This window comes from Amycolatopsis sp. WAC 04197 (genome assembly GCF_003947475.1).
GTDB lineage: Bacteria > Actinomycetota > Actinomycetes > Mycobacteriales > Pseudonocardiaceae > Amycolatopsis > Amycolatopsis japonica.
On sequence record NZ_QHJK01000001.1, the window covers coordinates 930,709 to 949,238 of the forward strand.

17 protein-coding genes and 1 pseudogene are annotated in these 18,530 nt (G+C 69.6%); 14 read left to right on the top strand and 4 right to left on the bottom strand.

All coding sequences use genetic code 11. The features are described from left to right. The first annotated feature begins 135 nt into the window (after nucleotides 1–135). The 5 genes from DMC64_RS04675 to DMC64_RS04695 all read left to right on the top strand — a co-directional run bounded on the left by DMC64_RS04675 (nucleotide 136) and on the right by DMC64_RS04695 (nucleotide 4,539). Nucleotides 136–1,050: a MerR family transcriptional regulator gene (locus DMC64_RS04675; protein ID WP_370323665.1), complete on the top strand. Its 915-nt coding sequence runs from the start codon at nucleotides 136–138 to the stop codon at nucleotides 1,048–1,050. Nucleotides 1,051–1,059: 9 nt separating this feature from the next. Beyond that, nucleotides 1,060–1,899, top strand: a complete 840-nt coding sequence (locus tag DMC64_RS04680; RefSeq protein WP_125732215.1) for a hypothetical protein — start codon at nucleotides 1,060–1,062, stop codon at nucleotides 1,897–1,899. Between the two features lie 140 nt (nucleotides 1,900–2,039). Continuing rightward, nucleotides 2,040–2,636 (top strand): response regulator transcription factor, encoded by a 597-nt coding sequence (locus tag DMC64_RS04685; protein ID WP_003073605.1) that lies wholly within the window; start codon nucleotides 2,040–2,042, stop codon nucleotides 2,634–2,636. Nucleotides 2,637–3,018: 382 nt separating this feature from the next. Continuing rightward, nucleotides 3,019–3,591 (top strand): sigma-70 family RNA polymerase sigma factor, encoded by a 573-nt coding sequence (locus DMC64_RS04690; RefSeq protein ID WP_026467317.1) that lies wholly within the window; start codon nucleotides 3,019–3,021, stop codon nucleotides 3,589–3,591. Continuing rightward, nucleotides 3,592–4,539, top strand: a complete 948-nt coding sequence (locus DMC64_RS04695; protein WP_199754876.1) for an anti-sigma-D factor RsdA — start codon at nucleotides 3,592–3,594, stop codon at nucleotides 4,537–4,539. An 85-nt stretch (nucleotides 4,540–4,624) separates the two neighbouring features. Here the strand turns inward: DMC64_RS04695 and DMC64_RS04700 are convergent, their stop codons facing one another. Continuing rightward, nucleotides 4,625–5,011 carry a DUF5319 domain-containing protein gene (locus tag DMC64_RS04700; RefSeq protein ID WP_005166667.1) on the bottom strand — a complete coding sequence of 129 codons (387 nt, stop codon included), beginning with the start codon at nucleotides 5,009–5,011 and terminating at the stop codon, nucleotides 4,625–4,627. A 135-nt stretch (nucleotides 5,012–5,146) separates the two neighbouring features. Here DMC64_RS04700 and guaB point away from each other — a divergent pair, with 135 nt between their 5' ends. The 3 genes from guaB (at nucleotide 5,147) to DMC64_RS04715 (ending at nucleotide 8,495) form a co-directional block, all read left to right on the top strand. Beyond that, nucleotides 5,147–6,658: an IMP dehydrogenase gene (gene guaB / locus DMC64_RS04705; RefSeq protein ID WP_016331163.1), complete on the top strand. Its 1,512-nt coding sequence runs from the start codon at nucleotides 5,147–5,149 to the stop codon at nucleotides 6,656–6,658. A gap of 81 nt (nucleotides 6,659–6,739) precedes the next feature. Next, nucleotides 6,740–7,210, top strand: a complete 471-nt coding sequence (locus DMC64_RS04710; protein WP_037332555.1) for a DUF3574 domain-containing protein — start codon at nucleotides 6,740–6,742, stop codon at nucleotides 7,208–7,210. 151 nt (nucleotides 7,211–7,361) lie between these two features. After that, complete coding sequence (locus tag DMC64_RS04715) at nucleotides 7,362–8,495, top strand: GuaB3 family IMP dehydrogenase-related protein (protein WP_034304399.1); 1,134 nt, start codon at nucleotides 7,362–7,364, stop codon at nucleotides 8,493–8,495. Between the two features lie 120 nt (nucleotides 8,496–8,615). Here the strand turns inward: DMC64_RS04715 and DMC64_RS04720 are convergent. Continuing rightward, a pseudogene (locus DMC64_RS04720) lies at nucleotides 8,616–9,178 on the bottom strand (DinB family protein). Nucleotides 9,179–9,255: 77 nt separating this feature from the next. On the opposite strand from DMC64_RS04720, the gene DMC64_RS04725 reads away from it, so the two are divergent. Together DMC64_RS04725 and DMC64_RS04730 are read left to right on the top strand one after the other, a co-directional pair. Next, nucleotides 9,256–10,962, top strand: coding sequence for a GMC oxidoreductase (locus tag DMC64_RS04725; protein ID WP_125732217.1), 1,707 nt, complete (start codon nucleotides 9,256–9,258; stop codon nucleotides 10,960–10,962). Nucleotides 10,963–10,972: 10 nt separating this feature from the next. After that, entirely contained in the window at nucleotides 10,973–11,695 is a 723-nt protein-coding gene (locus DMC64_RS04730; protein ID WP_125732219.1) for a maleylpyruvate isomerase family mycothiol-dependent enzyme, read from the top strand. Between the two features lie 19 nt (nucleotides 11,696–11,714). On the opposite strand, the gene DMC64_RS04735 is transcribed toward DMC64_RS04730, so the two are convergent. Then, a complete protein-coding gene (locus tag DMC64_RS04735; protein WP_199754877.1) occupies nucleotides 11,715–12,698 on the bottom strand; it encodes an ABC transporter substrate-binding protein in 984 nt (327 codons plus the stop codon). Between the two features lie 53 nt (nucleotides 12,699–12,751). Here DMC64_RS04735 and DMC64_RS04740 point away from each other — a divergent pair, with 53 nt between their 5' ends. From DMC64_RS04740 to DMC64_RS04755, 4 genes are read left to right on the top strand one after another with little or no spacing between them, the layout of a single operon-like run. Further along, nucleotides 12,752–13,759 (top strand): iron ABC transporter permease, encoded by a 1,008-nt coding sequence (locus DMC64_RS04740; protein ID WP_233629562.1) that lies wholly within the window; start codon nucleotides 12,752–12,754, stop codon nucleotides 13,757–13,759. Then, nucleotides 13,756–14,814: an iron chelate uptake ABC transporter family permease subunit gene (locus tag DMC64_RS04745; RefSeq protein ID WP_125732221.1), complete on the top strand. Its 1,059-nt coding sequence runs from the start codon at nucleotides 13,756–13,758 to the stop codon at nucleotides 14,812–14,814. Before DMC64_RS04740 ends, DMC64_RS04745 begins: the two co-directional genes overlap by 4 nt. After that, nucleotides 14,811–15,605 carry an ABC transporter ATP-binding protein gene (locus DMC64_RS04750; RefSeq protein WP_038519676.1) on the top strand — a complete coding sequence of 265 codons (795 nt, stop codon included), beginning with the start codon at nucleotides 14,811–14,813 and terminating at the stop codon, nucleotides 15,603–15,605. Before DMC64_RS04745 ends, DMC64_RS04750 begins: the two co-directional genes overlap by 4 nt. A 37-nt stretch (nucleotides 15,606–15,642) precedes the next feature. Beyond that, entirely contained in the window at nucleotides 15,643–17,082 is a 1,440-nt protein-coding gene (locus DMC64_RS04755; protein ID WP_233629563.1) for an FAD-binding oxidoreductase, read from the top strand. On the opposite strand, the gene DMC64_RS04760 is transcribed toward DMC64_RS04755, so the two are convergent. Beyond that, nucleotides 17,079–18,524 (bottom strand): aldehyde dehydrogenase family protein, encoded by a 1,446-nt coding sequence (locus DMC64_RS04760; RefSeq protein WP_125732223.1) that lies wholly within the window; start codon nucleotides 18,522–18,524, stop codon nucleotides 17,079–17,081. The genes DMC64_RS04755 and DMC64_RS04760 overlap by 4 nt on opposite strands. Nucleotides 18,525–18,530: the final 6 nt, after the last annotated feature.

Sequence of the window (18,530 nt, forward strand, 5' to 3'; positions counted from 1 at the left end):
TTCAAGACGATTCAGCCGTTAGGCATCCCCCGGATGTGTGAGCCGTACTTTCCGCTCCGGTTGCCCCTGCCCCGGCCTGCCTGGATATTGGGTCGAGTGGGATCTCGGACGAGCAGTGAAGAACCCACCCTGCCGGTGGCCTCCGTCGCTCGCCGGCTCGGGGTCGCACCGTCCACCCTGCGCACCTGGGACCGCAGATACGGCGTAGGGCCGAGCCGCCACACCAACGGCCGTCACCGCCGCTACGGCAGCTCCGACATCGGCCGTCTCGAACTGATGCAGCGCGCGCTCCTTCGCGGCGCCTCGACGGCCGAAGCGGCGAAGTACGCACTCGAGCAGATGCCCAGGATGGCGACGGAGCCTCCGGAATCCGCCGCCGTCCAAGTGGCGGAGCAGGCCGCCGCGCCTGCCGCCGAAGATCACGACGTCCCGTCCCGCCTCGCCAGGCGGTTGAGCACGGCCGCGCTCGCGATGGATTTCGGCGCGGTCCAGCGCATGCTCGCCGACACGATCCGCGAACTCGGCGTCCTGCCCGCCTGGACCGGTGTCGTGTCGCCGGTCCTGACCGCGCTCGGCGCGCGCTGGCGCGGGGTGAGCGCCGGAGCGGAGGTCGAGTACCTGCTCGCCGAATGCGTGTACGCCGCCCTCGTCCGCGCGACACCGGTGCTCCGCGAGCCGCGTAACCAACGCCCGGTCCTGCTGACCTGCGTCCCGGACGAGCGCGACAACATGCCGATGTACGCGCTCGCCGCGGCGCTGGCGGGACGTCGGATCGGCGCCCAGCTGTTCGGGGCCTCCCTGCCCGCCGAAGTGCTCGCGGTGACCGTCCGCCGCAGTGTGCCGGCGGCGGTCGTCCTGTGGTCGGGGCGGCGGGCGACCGCGGACCCGCGCCTGTTCGCCAGGGTGTCCCGCGGCCGTCAGCGCAGCAGGCTGTTCGCGTGCGGTCCCGGCTGGGATCCCGCCACCCTCCCGGACAAGATCGAACTGCTCGGCGAACTGACCACCGCCGCCGACCGGATCGAGCACGTTCTTGTCGGTGCGAGGCGATAGAAAGGACGCATGGAATCGTCCTTGCGGTCCGCCGCGTTCGGTGACGGCGTGCCGCCGCCGGACCCGTTCGCGGTGCCCGCGTCGCCTCGCGGACGGTTGCTCGCCGCGATCGGGCTCGGCGCCCGCGGCCGGTACGCGGCGGCGGCGACGCTGCTGAACGGGTTGCGCGTGAACGGCAGCCCGGTGTTCGCGTCGCTGGCCGCGAGCACGCTGGCGTCGCATCGGCGGCAGCTGGGCGGGCACGCGGCGGCGCTCGTCCTCGACGGCGAGGCGCTCGCGCTGGCGATCGCGGAGCCGTCAGGCGAGCCCGACCCAGACGGGCTCGACGCCGAGGGCGCGCGGGCGGACGCCCTCCTGGGGCTCGCGGCGGACAACCTCGGGCGCGGCAGGCTGACCGCCGCCCGGCGGTTGGTCGCGCGGGCGGGCGTGCACTGCGGCAACTGGCGGACCCGGACCAGGGCCGGTTGGGTGGGCGCGGAAATCGAACTGGCGGGTAACATTTCCGGGGCGGCCATCGCACCGGCGGAAATGGCGTGGGAAACCGCGCGCGCCAGGGGCGCGTGCCGACATGTCGTCAAATCGAGCCTTGTACTCGCCGTGACGATCGCGAATGGCGGTTCCGCTGAGCGGGATCGCGCGAAAGCGCTGGTAGAGAGCGCGCGTGAAACCGCCGAGAAATACGAATTCAATTCACTTCTGTGGGTGGCATGCCTGCTCGAGGCGGACTTCGGGGCAGGACACGCCGATGAGTATCGATCCAGAAGTGCCGAACTGTTGCACGCAGTGTTACGGCATGCGGATCCTTGCGGGAGGTGGCTCGCCCGGGAATCTCCGTGGGTCCCCCTCTGAGGGCGTCTAGCCTGTTGGAGGGCCCATTCCGGCAACCGGGCTAAGAACTTTCAAAAAAAGCCACCGGATCGTGTCAAGGTTCGGGCTAAAGCGTCCGATAGGGGAAGTGGAATGTCACCCGGCTGCAGGAAGGAAACCCCGTGACGACGGTCTTGATCTGCGACGACCGACGCAGTGTCCGCGAAGGGCTCACTCGAGTGATGTCCGCGGTCCCAGGGGTCAGTCGCATCGACTGCGTAGCGCACGGTGACGAGCTGCTGGCCCGGTACTCCCGTCAGCCGGTCGACGTCGTGCTGGTCGGAACCCAGCGCGCTGTCCCGACTGGCGTCGAAGCCACCCGGCGGCTCGTCTCTGCGAACCCCCAAGCGAACGTGATCGTGTTCGGCGCCCCGGACGACGCGGGCAGCATCGCCGCCGCCATCGCCGGCGGTGCGCGCGGCTACCTGCGCTGGGACGCCTCGCGTCCCGAGCTGGTCGCCGCACTGGCGCACACCCTCGCCAGCACCTCGGTGCCGGCGCCGCGCCAGCCGTCCGACCCCGGTGTCCAGCTCACCGAGCGCGAGCTCCAGGTGCTCCGCGGGATGAGCCAGGGCAAGAGCAACGGACAGATCGGCCGCGAGCTGTACCTGTCCGAAGACACCGTGAAGACCCACGCGCGCCGCTTGTTCCGCAAGCTCGGCGTCCGTGACCGCGCTCAGGCGGTCGCCCACGGATTCCGCCGTGGACTTGTTTCCTGACAACGCTTTCCTGATTTCATCGGTCAGATTGCAGAACGGGTGACGAACGGGCCGGGGGAGTACCCCTGGCCCGTACCTGTGTTCCCTGTCACGCTTCGCGCTTTTATGTTCGACGCTCGGGCACTCTTGCCCGAGCGAGTCCGCCTCCGGGCGGACCGTCGTACCCCACTGCGTTCCGGCTCGTTGAAAGTTCGACTACGAGCGAAGGGAACCAGGAAGACCCGGGTTCAGCGTGCTCGCCGGAAAAGGCGGCGCGCCGACGACGGCCGTCAGCGAAGGTGTCGGACCCGGGCGGTACGGTAGCTGTCACCGGTAGTGGTCTCCGAAGTCACACACCGGACTCTTTGCACGCCTATACGTAACACTGGGACTGTTGTCTGCGATGGCCAATGTGGGGGACGGACTGGATGAGCCGGTCGCCGCTGCTGTTGAGGGTGATCCTCAAGCGGTCGAGCGGTTGCTGGCGGCCATCCGTCCTTTGGTAGTGCGGTACTGCCGCGCTCGGGTTGGCAGGCAGGAGCGTTCGTTCGCTTCCGCAGACGACGTTGCTCAGGAGGTGTGTCTCGCGGTGCTCACGGCATTGCCTTCGTACCGTGATCAGGGCCGCCCGTTCCTGGCCTTCGTCTACGGGATCGCCCAGCACAAGGTGGCCGACGCGCATCGCGCCGCGGCCCGCAACCGCGCCGAACCGGTCGCCGAAGTCCCCGACGAGGTCGAGGGCGGCGTCGGTCCCGAGCAGCGTGCTCTCCAAGGCGAGCTGAACGAGCGCATGTCGCAGCTGCTGCGCGTCCTTCCCGACAAACAGCGTGAGATCGTGGTCCTGCGGGTTGTCGTGGGATTGTCCGCCGAAGAGACGGCAGAGGCCGTGGGGTCCACCCCCGGCGCCGTCCGGGTGGCCCAGCATCGCGCCCTCGCGCGCCTACGTAAGGTTCTGGCCGCTGAGGAGGTGATCTGAGTGACCGATCGCGACCATCGGTTCTCCCCTGGGACCGATCGTGAACTGACGGCTTTCGATAGAGGGCTGACGCCCTCGGAAGCCGAGTTCGCGGCTGATCTGTCGGCCGTCCAGGCCGATGACGCGCTGCTCGACGCTCTCGGCGGCTCGGATCCGAAGATGGCCGACGACCTCGGCGATCAAGAGCTCAACGCCCTGCTGCTGGCCTGGCGTCGTGACATCGACAGTGAGCCGCTGGCGGAACTCGTCGACGTCGACACCGCCGTCGTCACCGTGAAGACCGCCGCGCTCGCCCGTAAACACGGGGGAAGACGCCGGCTGCTGGTCCCGGTGGCCGCAGCCGCGGCCGTCCTGGCCATCGCCTTCGCCGGTACCGGTCTCGCCGCGAAGGACGCGCAGCCTGGTGACACTCTCTGGGGCCTGACCAAGGTGCTTTACGCCGACCACGCCCGGTCGGTCGAGGCCGCCGCGGCGGCCAAACTCGATCTCGAGAAGGCCAACCTCGCGCTCGCCGGCGGGCGCCTCGACGACGCACGCAAGGCGCTCGACGAGGCCCAGGCCGCGCTGAACCAGGTGACCGACGAAGAGAACCGCGATCAGCTGCTCGAACAGCACCGTCAGTTGAGCGCTCAGCTGCAGAACCCCGGTCAGCAGCCGCTGCCCCCGGATCAGCAGTCGCCTTCGCAGACTCCGGTCGCGACCACCCCGCAGCCCACCCCGCAGCCGACGGCTCCGCCGACGTCGCTGCCGGGAGGCGGCAACCCCGGCACGTCGCTGCCGGGCACCACGACTCCCTCGCCGACTCCGCCGGCCACGACCAGTGAGCCTCCGCCGCCCACGACGTCGACCACGCCGCCGGCCTCGGGCAACGACCCGGGCGGCTCGCGGAACGAACCGTCGCCGGGTGCCGGAGCGCAGGCTCCCGCGGCCGCCGTCGATACGCCGTAACACCCAGAACGCCGAAAGGGCCTGGTGAGATCTCTCTCACCAGGCCCTTCGGCGTCTCAGATCGCGTTTAGCGGGCTAAACGCGCTCAGTAGGCGCTTTCGTTGGCGGTGACACCGTCCGCGAAGCCGCGGCAGTAGTCCCAGCTCACGTAGTCGCCGGGGTTCGGATCGAACGCGGGCTCGTGCGGCCGCATGCGGCCGTCGGCGAGCAACTGCTCGAGACTGGCGCGCAGCAGATGCCAGTCGTGATAGTGGGGTTCGTCGCATTCACCGCAGTCGACCACGATCCCGCGTACTCCGCGCGGCTCGAGAAGCGCCTGGTACACGGCGAGATCGGAGAGGTCGGCCAGCAACTCGGTGCGCTCTTCGTCGCTGATCGGCTCGTCGAGCCGGTCGGCGTCGTCGATGAACGCGCGGGCCGGGTCGTCCGGGTCATCCGCGAACGGGTCTGGGGGCAACGCATCTTGCGGCACGCCTGCACGCTACCGGGCGCCCACCCGGGCCGGGCGGCCGCCCGGCCCGGATATCATGAGGAGCAGGCCCCCGCCAAGATGCCACCAGCCACGGCGGCTTCCCTCCATCACCGCCAGGAAGGCCCTTCGCCTGCTATGACCAGCGACAGCGTCACCGCCCCCGTCCCGAGCAAGTTCGCCATGCTCGGGCTGACCTTCGACGACGTGCTGCTGCTGCCGGCCGAGTCCGACGTGGTGCCCAGTGCGGTCAGCACCCGCACCCGGCTCTCGCGCAACGTCACCCTGAACATCCCGCTGGTCTCCGCCGCCATGGACACGGTCACCGAAGGCCGGATGGCCATCGCGATGGCGCGCCAGGGCGGGATGGGCGTGCTGCAGCGCAACCTGCCGATCGACGACCAGGCGGCCGCCGTCGAGGTCGTCAAGCGCTCCGAAGCGGGCATGGTGACCGACCCGGTCACGTGCTCGCCCGAGGACACCCTCGCCGAGGTCGACGCCCTGTGCGCGCGGTTCCGGATCTCCGGCGTGCCCGTCACGGACGCCGCCGGGACGCTGGTGGGCATCATCACCAACCGCGACATGCGGTTCGAGGTCGACCACACCCGCGCGGTGCACGAGGTGATGACGAAGCCGCCGCTGGTCACCGCGCAGGTCGGCGTCACCGCGGAGGCCGCGCTCGGGCTGCTGCGCCGCCACAAGATCGAGAAGCTGCCCATCGTCGACGGTGCGGGCAAGCTGCGCGGGCTGATCACGGTCAAGGACTTCGTCAAGACCGAGCAGTACCCCAACGCCTCGAAGGACACCAACGGCCGCCTGATCGTCGGTGCCGCCGTCGGGGTCGGCCCGGACGGGCACAAGCGCGCGATGGCGCTGGCCGACGCCGGAGTGGACGTGCTGATGGTCGACACCGCGCACGGGCATTCCCGCGCCGTCGTCGAGACCGTCGCGCTGCTGAAGAAGGAACTGGGCGAAACCGTCGACATCGTCGGCGGCAACGTCGCGACCCGGGCCGGCGCGCAGGCGCTGGTGGACGCGGGCGCGGACGGGATCAAGGTCGGCGTCGGCCCCGGTTCCATCTGCACCACCCGTATCGTCGCCGGGGTCGGCGTGCCGCAGATCTCCGCGATCTACGAGGCCGACCAGGCGGCGCGCCCGGCCGGGATCCCGGTCATCGGCGACGGCGGCATCCAGTACTCGGGTGACATCGCGAAGGCGATCGCGTCCGGCGCGTCCACGGTGATGCTCGGCAGCCTGCTCGCGGGCACCGCAGAATCGCCCGGTGACCTGATCCTGGTCAACGGCAAGCAGTTCAAGACCTACCGCGGCATGGGCTCGCTGGGCGCCATGCAGTCGCGCGGCGAGGCGAAGTCGTACTCGAAGGACCGCTACGCCCAGGACGACGTGCTGAGCGAGGACAAGCTGGTCCCCGAGGGCATCGAGGGGCGGATCCCGTTCCGCGGGCCGCTCGCGAACGTCGTCCACCAGCTGGTGGGCGGGCTGCGGTCGGGGATGGGCTACGCGGGTGCGTCGACGATCCCCGAGCTGCAGGAGGCGCAGCTGGTGCGGATCACCGCGGCCGGGCTCAAGGAGAGCCACCCGCACGACATCACCATGACCGTCGAGGCGCCGAACTACACCACCCGTTAGTCCGCCCCTTAGGACACTTACCCATCCGGTTCCGTTCCCGGGAGACTTGGCCCGCTGATCAAGTCTCCTGGGAGGAACCCGATGTCTTTCACGTCGCGCCGAACCGCGCTCGCCGTCTTCGCCGCCGCCGCCCTCGGGCTCGGCGGCGGGGTGGCTGCTTCCGCCGTCCCCACCGCTTCCGCCGCGCCGTCCGCACCCGAGGCCGCCGCTCTCCAGGCGTCGCCGGGTGAGCTGTGGAAGCGCACCGAGCTGTACTTCGGGACGACGAAGCCGGGCGGCGGGGAGCTGACCGACGCCGAGTTCACCGCGTTCACCGACAAGGCCGTCACGCCGAGGTTCCCGGACGGGTTCACCGAGCTGACCGGACGCGGGCAGTGGCGCGGTTCGGACGGGGTGATCTCGCGGGAGAGGTCGAAGGTGATCGTCGTCGTGTACCCGTTCACCGATCGCGACGCGAACCGCGAGATCGAAGAGATCCGGACCGACTACAAGAAGGCCTTCGCGCAGGAATCCGTCCTCCGGACCGACTCCGTCGAAAAGGTCTCCTTCTGACCCCGAGCGCCTTTAGCGGGCTAAACGCGAAACGGGTGAGGCACCTGGGGCTGGTGTGACTTCCGGCCCGGTTCGGGTGCCCCGTGCGCAGGTCACCCACGCGGCCTAGCGACAATGGGGTGTAACGGTCGTCGGCGAGAAGGGACTTGACGTGCGGGATCTGGTCGAGATCGGCATGGGCCGCACCGCGCGGCGGGCGTATGACCTCGATGACGTGGAGATCGTGCCGTCGCGGCGCACCCGGTCGTCTTCGGTCGTGTCCACCGCCTGGCAGATCGACGCGTACCGGTTCGAGCTGCCGCTGGTCACGCACCCCACCGACGCGATCGTGTCGCCGGGAACCGCGGTGGCCGTCGGCGAGCTCGGCGGGCTGGGCGTCCTCAACGCCGAAGGGCTCTGGGCGCGGCACCCGAACGTCGAGGACGCGATCTTCCGCCTCGTCCGGGCGGCCGAGGACACCGAGGATCCGACCGCGATCGTGCGTGAGCTGCAGGAGCTGCACTCCGCACCGATCCGGCTGGACCTGCTGACCGAGGCGATCAAGACCGTCCGCGAGTCCGGGGTCACCGTGGCCGCGCGGGTCAGCCCGCAGCACGCCGCCGAGCTCACACCGGATCTGCTGGCGGCGGGCGTCGAGATCCTCGTCGTGCAGGGCACGATCATCTCGGCCGAGCACGTCCAGCGCGACGCCGAGCCGCTGGATCTGAAGGACTTCATCGGACGGCTCGACGTCCCGGTGATCGCGGGCGGCGTGAGCGACTACCGCACCGCGATGCACCTGATGCGCACCGGCGCGGCCGGCGTCATCGTCGGCCACGGGGCCAGCCGCGGCGTGACGAGCACCGACAGCGTGCTCGGGATCGGGACGCCGATGGCGACCGCGATCGTCGACGCCGCGGCCGCGCGCCGCGACTACCTCGACGAGACCGGCGGCCGGTACGTCCACGTGCTCGCCGACGGTGGGATGAGCACGTCCGGCGACATCGCCAAGGCCATCGCCTGCGGTGCCGACGCGGTCATGCTGGGCGCGCCGCTGGCCGCCGCCTCCGAGGCGCCGGGGCAGGGGCTGTACTGGACGTCGGCGGCCGCGCACCCGTCGCTGCCGCGTTCGCGCGTGGCGCTGGGGCCGGACTACGCCGTCGACCTGAAGACGCTGCTGTTCGGGCCGTCCTCGGACGCTGAGGGCGTCGTGAACCTCTTCGGCGCGCTTCGCCGCGCGATGGCGAAGACGGGCTACTCGGACCTGAAGGAGTTCCAGCGGGTGGGCCTGACCGTTCGCCGCTGATGCTCGCTTCCCGGCCCGGATCGCGTTTAGCCCGCTAAACGCGATCCGGGCCGTTCTTTGCTCACGTGCCCCAGTAGTCACACCTGCCCAATGTGCCCCACCAGTGTCGCGTTTAGCCCGCTAAAGGCGCTCTGAGGCCGCCTGGGCGGCGCGGGTGATTTCGGTGCGGCGGGATTTCCAGAAGGCCGGGTCTTTGGTTGGGGCCAGGTCGACGGAGCCGTCCAGTTGCTCTCGTAGGATGTCGGCGTGGCCGGCATGCCGGCTGGTTTCGGTGAGCATGTGGACGAGGACGTTGAACAGCATCACGTCGGGACTCGGCCACCACGGCACGCGGCCGGGCGCGTCGATGGGCAGCGCGGCGATCGTCGCGTCGGAGTGCTCCCAGACGCGCCGGTAACGGCCGATGATCTCCTCGCGGGTTTCGTGCTCGGTCGCCCACAGGTCGGTCCCGCGCTCAGGGATCGCCCCGGGGAACGGCCGATCGAAGACCTCGCCGAAGTACCGGGCCTCCCCTCCGCCAGGTGTTTGACCAGGCCGAGAAGGTTGGTCCCCGTCGAAGTCAGCGGACGCCGGACGTCGTACTCGGAGAGCCCGTCGAGCTTCCGGAGCATCGCTTCGCGGATCTCTCGCAGGTCACTGTGCAGGTATTCCTTCGCGAAATCGTCGATCACGACTCCGAGCATGCACCATCCGAGTGGAAGGTAACCGGCGAGTAACTTACCTCTGGTCAGAAGGGGTGGCCGGGGTTACAGTCGAGGGTGTGACTGCGAGTAACACCACCACTGAAGACGACTTCGACTACGACGTGATCGTCGTCGGCTCCGGGTTCGGCGGCAGTGTCGCCGCCCTGCGCCTGACCGAGAAGGGCTACCGCGTCGCCGTCATCGAGGCGGGGCGCCGCTTCGCCGACGACGAGTTCGCGAAGACGTCCTGGGACCTTCGCCGCTACGTCTGGGCACCTCAGGTCGGCTGCTACGGCATCCAGCGCATCCACATGCTCAAAGACGTCATGGTGCTCGCCGGCGCGGGCGTCGGCGGCGGCTCGCTGGTCTACGCGAACACGCTGTACCGCCCGCTGAAGCCGTTCTACGTGGACCCGCAGTGGTCCCACATCACCGACTGGGAGGCCGAGCTCGGCCCGCATTACGACCAGGCCAGCCGGATGCTGGGCGTCGTCACCAACCCCAGCGTCACGCCGTCCGACGTCGTCATGAAGGGCGTCGCCGAGGACATGGGCGTGCCGGAGTCGTACCACCCGACCCCCGTCGGCGTGTACTTCGGCAAGCCGGGGGAGCGCGCGGAGGACCCGTACTTCGGCGGCGCGGGCCCGGCGCGCACCGGCTGCACCGAATGCGGCGCCTGTATGACGGGCTGCCGCGTCGGCGCCAAGAACACGCTGGTCAAGAACTACCTCTACCTCGCGGAGAAGGACGGCGCGAAGGTCATCCCCCTCACCACCGTGAGCGCGATTAGCCCGCTAAACGCAGGTGGGTACGAGGTGAGCATCAAGAAGACCGGGACCACCTCGCGCAAGTTCCGGCACAAGCTCACGGCGGGGCAGGTGGTGCTCGCGGCCGGTACGTGGGGCACGCAGAACCTGCTCCACAGCATGCGCGACACGGCCAAGCTGCCGAAGCTCTCGCCGCGTCTCGGCGAACTGACCCGCACGAACTCCGAGGCCATCATCGGCGCCGCCCGAACCTCGGTGGACGAGGAGCGGAACTTCAGCCGCGGCGTCGCGATCACGTCGTCGATCCACCCCGACGAGAACACGCATATCGAGCCCGTCCGCTACGGCAAGGGCAGCAACGCGATGAGCCTGCTCCAGACCATCGCCACCGAAGGCGACTCGGCGGTCCCGCGCTGGCGACAGGCCGTGAACTTCATGTTCAAGCATCCGGTCCAGACCGTGAAGCTGCTCAACGGCTACCGCTGGAGCGAACGCACGGTGATCCTGCTGGTGATGCAGAGCCTCGACAACTCCATCACCACGTACACGAAACGCGGGCTCTTCGGCCGCCGCAAGTACACGTCCAAACAGGGCCACGGCGAGCCGAACCCCAGCTTCATCCCCGCCGGGCACGAGGCCAACCTCCGCACCGCCGAGCGCATCGGCGGCATGGCGGGCGGCACCTGGGGCGAGATCTTCGACATCCCGCTGACGGCGCATTTCATCGGTGGCGCCCCGATCGGCACGGCGCCCGACAACGGCGTGATCGACCCGTACCACCGCGTCTTCAACTATCCCGGCCTGTCCATTGTGGACGGATCAGCCATCACGGCGAACCTCGGCGTGAACCCTTCGCTGACCATCACCGCGCAGGCCGAGCGGGCCTTCTCGTTCTGGCCCAACAAGGGCGAAAAGGACAGCAGGCCGGCACAGGACGCGCCGTACGCGCGGCTCGAACCGATCGCGCCGAAGAATCCGGCGGTTCCGGCGGCCGCGCCGGCGGCGCTTCGGCGCTAGGTTGGGGGGTGTGACAGCCTCCGAACGCGCACACGCGCTGCTGAACCGCGTCCGCGCCCTCCATGAAGAATGGGCGCGCGTAGTAGGACAGATGGACGAGGAGGCCGTGCACGCCCCCAGCGCGTTGCCCGGCTGGACGCGCGCGCATCTGTTGTCCCATTTGGCGCGCAACGCCGACGGCCTGGTCAACCTGCTCACCTGGGCGAAATCGGGTGTCGAGACGCCGATGTACGCCGGTGAGGCGGCCAGGGACGACGACATCGAGAAGGGCGCGTATCGGTCCGCCGAGGAGATCGCCGAAGACGTCGTCGCGTCCGCGGCACGGTTCGTCGAGGTCGCGTCGAGCATGCCGGACGACGCGTGGCCGGTCCGCGTGCGCGCCCGGCAGGGGCGTGAGATCCCGGCGGAGTTCGTGCTGTGGCTGAGGCTTTCCGAGACGTCCATCCACTTGGCCGATCTCGATCTCGGCTACGACTTCGCGCGGGTCGCGGAGTTGCTCGGCGACGAGTTCGAGATCGTCGTCGGCAACGCCATCGGCATGTACGGCGGCGAGCTGCCCTCCGTCCTGCTGGTCGCCGTCGGCGAAGACGGGACGCGTCACGAATGGCGGATGGGCGCCGGAGAGCCGGTCACGCTGACCGGCTCCCCGGGTGACGTCCTGGCGTGGATCACCGGCCGCAGCGACGGATCCACTTTGGACGGTACCGCGCCGCCGCTGCCGCATTGGCTGTGACGGCGCGGTCCACAAAGGACTAGGCGCGGAACGAGTCCACGCCGAACTGCTTCGCGATGTCGTCCAGCATCGCGTGCGCGCCCTGCAGGCTGACCGACGTGAACCACGTGGTGTCGTTGACGTCGATCACCTTTCCCTTGAGGGTGCCCCAAAGCGGGTTCGACTGGAACTTCGTCTTGGGGCTCTCGGCCTGCTTGGTCTCGTCGGCGTAGGTGGCGACGAAGATCGCTTCGGCGTCGAGTTTCCCGATCTCTTCCTGGCTCAGGTCGTTGGAGATCTTCGCCTTGTTGTCCGGCTGCCCGGCGGGCCGCTGTAGCCCGGCGTCGGCCATCACGGTGCCGGGGAACGACGCGCTGCTGTACAGCCGCACGGTCGGCTCGCCTTCGACGAAGCGGACCACCGACACGGCGGCGGGCTTGCCGAGCTTGGCCTTGATCGCGTCGCCGACCTTGCGGGCACGCTCCTCGTAGGCCTTGATCTTCTGCTCCGCCAAGGCTTCCTTGCCCAGCGCCTTGCCGAGCATCCGGATGTTGTCCTTCCAGGTGGCGCCGGTGGTCTGGCTGAACACCGTGGGCGCGACCTTGCCGAACTCGGCGTAGAACTTCTCGTGGCGCACCTTCGCCGAAACGATCAGATCCGGCTTGATGTCGTACAGCTTCTCGATGTCCGGGCTTTCGAGTGCGCCGATCTCCTTGGCGCCCTCGGCGTACTTGCGGTCGTCGCCCAGGTAGTCCGGCAGCTTGTCGTAGTTGCGATATTTGGTGTACGCCACGACCTTCGTCTCGAGCGCCAGCGTCGCGTCGACGTAGCTGGAGTCCAGCGCCGCGACGGTGGCGGGCTGCTTGTCGATCGTGGTCGACCCCATCACGTGTTCGATGGTGCGCGGGAATCCACTTTGGCCGGTGCCGGTGGAGGCGGATTCCTGTGCCCCGCCACCGCATGCGGAGAGTGCCAGGCAGGCGGTCACGGCGAAGGCGACGGCTGCGCGCCGGGGTGGGGTCATGGGTCACTCTTTCTGTGCGGTTAGGCTTTCCTAACCGGAGCATAGGATGGCGGATGTCCACAGTGGAAGTTCGTGTTGGAAAGGCGACAGCGGGAGCCCTGCTCCTCGCCCTTCTGGCTGTGATCTGCGTCGCGAGCGTCGCCCTTGGTGCGCGTTCGATTCCGTTGAGTGTGGTCTGGGACGCGATCTTCCATCCCACCGGTGTGCCGGATCACCTGATCGTCCGTTCGTTGCGGGTGCCGCGAACGCTGCTCGGTGTCCTGGCGGGACTCGCGCTCGGCGCGGCCGGGGCGCTCATGCAGGGACACACCCGTAATCCGCTCGCGGACCCCGGTCTTCTCGGTGTCACCCAGGGCGCGGCGTTCGCGGTGGTGCTCGCCGTCGTCGTGCTGGGCATCGACGACCTCTACGCGTTCATCTGGTTCGGCTTCGCGGGCGCTCTCGTCGCGAGCGCCGTCGTGTTCCTGCTCGGCGCCGTCGGCGGCCGCGGCGCCACACCGGTGACGCTCGCGCTGGCGGGAGCCGCGGTGAGCGCCCTGCTCAACGGCGTCATCTCCGCGATCGTCCTCGGCGACGACCGCGGGATGGAGACGTACCGCTTCTGGCACGTGGGTTCGATCGCGGGCCGGGACCCCGCGATGATCGGCCAGATCGCCCCGTTCGTGGCCGCGGGCCTGCTCCTCGCGGTGATCAACACCCCGGGGATGAACACCCTCGCGCTCGGTGACGACGTCGCCGTCGCGCTGGGGCGGCGGGTCGGCCGGACGCGATTGCTCGGCGTCGCCGCGATCACGCTGCTGACCGGCGCCGCCGTCGCCGCCTGCGGGCCGATCGCGTTCCTCGGCCTGCTCGTCCCGCATTTCGCGCGGGCGATCAGCGGACCCGATTACCGCTGGCTGGTGCCGTTCTCGGCGGTGCTCGGCGCGATCCTGCTGCTCGCCGCGGACCTCCTCGGTCGCGTGGTCGCCTCGGACAGCCTGGAGGTCGGCATCATGCTGGCGGTACTCGGCGTGCCGGTGTTCGTCCACCTCGTCCGCAAGAAGGGCCTGGCACGGATATGACCGCTCCCAAGGTGATCTCGTTCGGCCCGGCGGCCTGGACGGTCCGGCCGAGGACACTCGCCGTCGCGACCCTCGCGGCGATCGCGCTGGTACTGGTCGCGGCGCTGAACATCGGCATCGGCACCTCCCACATCGGCCTCGGCGACGTCTTGAAGACGCTGTTCGGCGGCGGCACCGCGCGCGAACGCGGGATCATCTTCGACCTGCGGATGCCGCGCACGCTGACCGCGATCGGCGTCGGCGCCGCGCTCGGCCTCTCGGGTGCGCTGTTCCAGACCATCGCCCGGAATCCGCTGGCCAGCCCGGACATCCTCGGGATCACCTGGGGCGCGGGTGTCGGCGCGGTCGGCGTGATCGTCGCCGGCGGCACGGGCGGCCAGGTCAGCGGCCTGGCGAGCACGCTGGGCGTCCCGCTCGCCGGGCTGGCGGGTGGTGTGGTCGCGGGGATCCTGCTGTACGCGCTTTCGTGGCGGCGCGGGATCGACGGCTACCGCCTCGTCCTGATCGGCATCGCGCTGTCCGCCGTCGGCTACAACCTCGTGTACTGGCTGCTGACCGTCGGAGACGTCGACAACGCCGCGCGCGCGACCACGTGGATCGTGGGCAGCCTCGCCGACGTCGGCTGGGAATCGGTCGGTCCGGTCCTGCTCGCTCTGGCCGTGCTCGCGCCGGTCACGCTGATCGCCGGGCACACCATCGGCGGCCTGCAGTTCGGCGACGACACCGCGCGCGGTCTCGGGATCCGGGTCGACGCCGCCCGGGGTTCCCTGCTGCTGCTCGCCGCGGCGCTGGCCGCCGTCGCCACCGCGGCCGCCGGGCCCATCACCTTCGTCGCGCTGGCCACCCCGCAGATCGCCTTGCGGCTGGTCCGCTCGGCGCAGCCGCCACTGTTCGGATCGATGCTCCTCGGCGCGCTGCTGACCGTCGGCGCGGACTTCGTGGTGCGCGTGACACCGGTCCTGTCCGGGCTGCCGGTCGGCGTGCTGACGGCGATCCTCGGTGCGCCGTACCTGATCTTCCTGTTCATCCGCAGCCGTAAGGAGGAGCGCGCGTGAACGCCAGACTGCGTGCCCGGGAACTGGAACTCGGTTACGGCGAAACGCCCGTCGTGACCGGCCTCGACCTCGACGTCCTCGACGGGACCGTCACCGCGATCATCGGCCCCAACGGCTGCGGCAAGTCCACTTTGCTGCGTGCGCTGGCGAGGTTGCTCAAGCCACGCCAGGGCGCGGTCCTGCTGGACGGCGAGCGGATCGACAAGCTGCCGACCCGTGAGGTCGCCAAGATCATCGGCCTGTTGCCGCAGACGCCGTCCGCTCCCGAAGGCCTGACCGTCTCCGATCTCGTCCGGCGCGGGCGGCATCCGCACCAGAGCTGGTACCGGCAGTGGTCGTCTTCCGACGACGAGGCGATCGAGCGGGCGCTGCGGCTGACCGGGATGGACGAGTACGCGGGGCGGGTCGTCGACCAGCTTTCCGGCGGGCAGCGGCAACGGGCGTGGATCTCGATGACGCTGGCCCAGGAGACCGGGCTGCTCCTGCTCGACGAGCCGATCACCTACCTCGACCTCGCGCACCAGATCGATGTGCTGGACCTGGTGTACCGGCTGCACAAGGAACGCGGGACCACCGTGGTGATGGTGCTGCACGATCTGAACCTCGCCGCCAGGTACGCGGACAAGCTGGTCGCGATGCGCGACGGCCGGATCGTCGCGCAGGGTCCGCCCGCCGAGGTGCTCACAGAACCGCTCCTCGACGAGATCTTCGGCCTGTCGGCGAAGGTCATGGAGGATCCGGTGTCCGGGACACCGCTGGTCGTGCCGGTGAGCGCCCACCTTCGGGCGTAGCGTCGCAACCTGCCCGTCCGCTACGCGTCTAACGGGCATGGAGAGAAGGGCGTTCCTCAAACTCGCCGGTGCGACCGTGGCCGGAGTGGCCGCGACGGCGTGCTCGGCCGCGCCTCCCGCGCAGGCGCCCAGTTCCGCGCCCGGCACGTCGCTGCCGCCGAGCACCGGCGTCACGCCGCCGTCCGGTCCGCCGGACTGGGCCGCGCTGCGGAACAAGATCTCCCTTCTCCTGCCGGGGGATTCCGGCTACGACAACGCCAAGCGCGTGTTCAATCCGGCCTTCGACGGGCTCAAGCCCGCCGCGATCGCGAACTGCGTCAAACCCGAGGACGTGCAGGAAGCCGTTTCCGCCGCGGCACGGCGCGTTCCGATCGCCGCTCGTAGTGGTGGCCACAGTTACGCCGGTTACTCGGTTCCCGACGGTGGCTTGATGATCGACCTCGGCGGAATGTCCTCAGTGGACGTCCAAGGTGAACAGGTCGTGATCGGCGCGGGCGCGAAACTGAAGGACGTCTACGCGACGCTCGGCGGCGCGGGACGTTGTCTTCCGGCGGGTTCCTGTCCCAGCGTCGGGATCGCCGGGCTGACGCTCGGTGGCGGAATCGGTGTCCTCGCCCGGAAATACGGCCTCACCTGTGACCACCTGGTGTCCGCGCGAGTCGTCACGGCGGATGGGAAACTCCGGACGGCGTCGGCGGATTCCGAGCCCGAGCTGTTCTGGGCGTTGCGCGGTGGGGGAGGCGGCAACTTCGGGGTCGTCACCTCGTTCACGTTCCGCACCGACCCGGCGCCTTCGGCTGTTTCGGTGTTCTCCTTGCGATTCCCGGCCGGGAGCGCGAACGACGTGCTCGCCGAGTGGCAGCGGTGGCTTCCCGAAGCGCCGCCGGAGTTGTGGGCGAACGTCGTGCTGTCCGGGGGATCGCCGGTCGGCGCGCGTATCGCCGGTTGCTACGTAGGCGATTCCGCCTCCCTGGGCAAGCTGCTGAACGGATTCCCCGGTGCGACGCGTTCCGTGAAGCAGCTCGACTATCTCGGCGCGATGAAGTACTTCTCCGGCAGCGAAAGCCGACAGTCCTTTGTGGCCTCATCGCGAATACTTGAAGAACCGGCCGATCCGGCGAAGCTGACGTCCGTGCTCAAGGGCAGGCGCGGAATGGATCTCCTGGTCGACGGTCTCGGCGGTGCGGTCGCCGACGTCGCGCCGGACGCCACCGCGTTCTGGCACCGGAAGGCGATCGGCAGTGTGCAGATCTACAGCCAGGCCGACACGCGTAACCGTTCCGCGGCAACGGATTCCGTCGCGGAAGTGGTGACGGGGCTCGGGCTGGGCGGGGGCTACGTCAACTACATCGACCCCGCCCTGCCCGACTGGATGACGGCGTACTACGGCGGCAATGCCACCCGCCTCAAGCAGGTGGCCAAAACCTACGACCCGGACAAGGTCTTCCGATTCGCGCAGGCCGTCACTCCGGACTAGAGGTCGATGCCGGTGAAGACGGTGACCCGTTCCTCGGTGAGGTCGTTCATCGCGGCGAGAACACCTTCCCTGCCCACGCCCGATCCCTTGACGCCGCCGTACGGCATCTGGTCCGCGCGGTAGGACGGGACGTCGCCGATGATCACGCCGCCGACTTCGAGTTCGGTCGACGCGTAGAAGGCGAGATGGACGTCGCGGGTGAACACGCCGGCCTGCAAGCCGTAGGCGGATTCGTTGACCGACGCGAAAGCCTCGTCGACACCATCCACAATGGACACCGCGAGGACCGGGCCGAAGATCTCTTCCGCCCAGGCCTTTGTGGACGGTGGGACGTCGGTGAGCACGGTCGGCTCCACCGTGGCTCCGTCACGCTTGCCACCGGTGAGGATCTTCGCGCCCGCGGCGACGGCCTCGTCGATCCAGGCCACGATCCGCTCCGCGGCCGCCTCGTCGACGACCGGGCCCACGTCGGTGTTCTTGTCGTACGGGTCGCCGGTGCGCTGGGACTTCACGGCTTCCACCAAGGCGGGCACGAACTCTTCGGCGACCTCGCGTTCGACGATGACGCGTTGCACGGCGATACAGGACTGCCCGGCCTGGTAGTTGCCGAAGGTCGCGATCCGCTCCGCCGCGCCCTCGGGATCCGGCCAGTCGCGCAGCACGACCGCGGCCGCGTTGCCGCCGAGTTCGAGGACGACGTGCTTGCGCGGCGCGGCGTCCGCGATCGACCAGCCGACCGGACCCGAACCGGTGAACGACACGACCGGTAGCCGGGGATCCGCGACCAGCGCCGACGTCTCCTCGTTGCCGAGCGGCAGCACCGAGAACGCGCCCTCCGGCAGGTCGGTCTCGGCCAGGATCTCACCGAGGATCAGCGCGGCGAGCGGCGTCCGCGGGGCGGGTTTGACGATGATCGGCGCGCCGACCGCGAGCGACGGCGCGACCTTGTGCGCCACCAGGTTCAGCGGGAAGTTGAACGGCGCGATCCCCAGCACCGGGCCGCGCGGGACGCGACGGGTGAGCGCCAGCCTGCCTTCGCCCGCCGGGTCGGTGTCCAGCCGCTGCAGGTCGCCGCTGAACCGGCGGGCCTCCTCGGCGGCGATCCGGAACACCGACACCGCGCGCCGCACCTCGGCTTCGGCCCATTTGAGCGGCTTGCCGTTCTCGGCGGTGATGACCTCGGCGATCTCCTCGGACCGGCCGGCGATGACGCGCGAAACGTGGTCGAGCGCCGCGGCGCGGCTGTGCGCCGAGGACCGCCGGAACTCCTTCGCGACACTCACCGCCGCGCTCACCGCTCGCTCGACCTGATCGTGGCCGGGCACCGCGACGGTGGCGACTTCGCTTCCGTCGAAGGGGTGATGCACGGTGAGCGTCGAAGCGCCCTGCTCGGGGCGTCCGGCGATCCAGGCGGGGCGCGGCTCCGGGGTGATCATGTCCATGGGTGA

Excerpts from the sequence above, each read along its gene's own strand:
- DMC64_RS04745 (WP_125732221.1), top strand. The coding sequence starts at position 13,756 with ATGACCGCTCCCAAGGTGATCTCGTTCGGCCCGGCGGCCTGGACGGTC.
- DMC64_RS04690 (WP_026467317.1), top strand. The coding sequence starts at position 3,019 with ATGGCCAATGTGGGGGACGGACTGGATGAGCCGGTCGCCGCTGCTGTT.
- DMC64_RS04740 (WP_233629562.1), top strand. The coding sequence starts at position 12,752 with ATGTCCACAGTGGAAGTTCGTGTTGGAAAGGCGACAGCGGGAGCCCTG.
- DMC64_RS04760 (WP_125732223.1), bottom strand. The coding sequence starts at position 18,524 with ATGGACATGATCACCCCGGAGCCGCGCCCCGCCTGGATCGCCGGACGC.
- DMC64_RS04755 (WP_233629563.1), top strand. The coding sequence starts at position 15,643 with ATGGAGAGAAGGGCGTTCCTCAAACTCGCCGGTGCGACCGTGGCCGGA.
- DMC64_RS04735 (WP_199754877.1), bottom strand. The coding sequence starts at position 12,698 with ATGACCCCACCCCGGCGCGCAGCCGTCGCCTTCGCCGTGACCGCCTGC.
- guaB (WP_016331163.1), top strand. The coding sequence starts at position 5,147 with ATGACCAGCGACAGCGTCACCGCCCCCGTCCCGAGCAAGTTCGCCATG.
- DMC64_RS04680 (WP_125732215.1), top strand. The coding sequence starts at position 1,060 with ATGGAATCGTCCTTGCGGTCCGCCGCGTTCGGTGACGGCGTGCCGCCG.
- DMC64_RS04710 (WP_037332555.1), top strand. The coding sequence starts at position 6,740 with ATGTCTTTCACGTCGCGCCGAACCGCGCTCGCCGTCTTCGCCGCCGCC.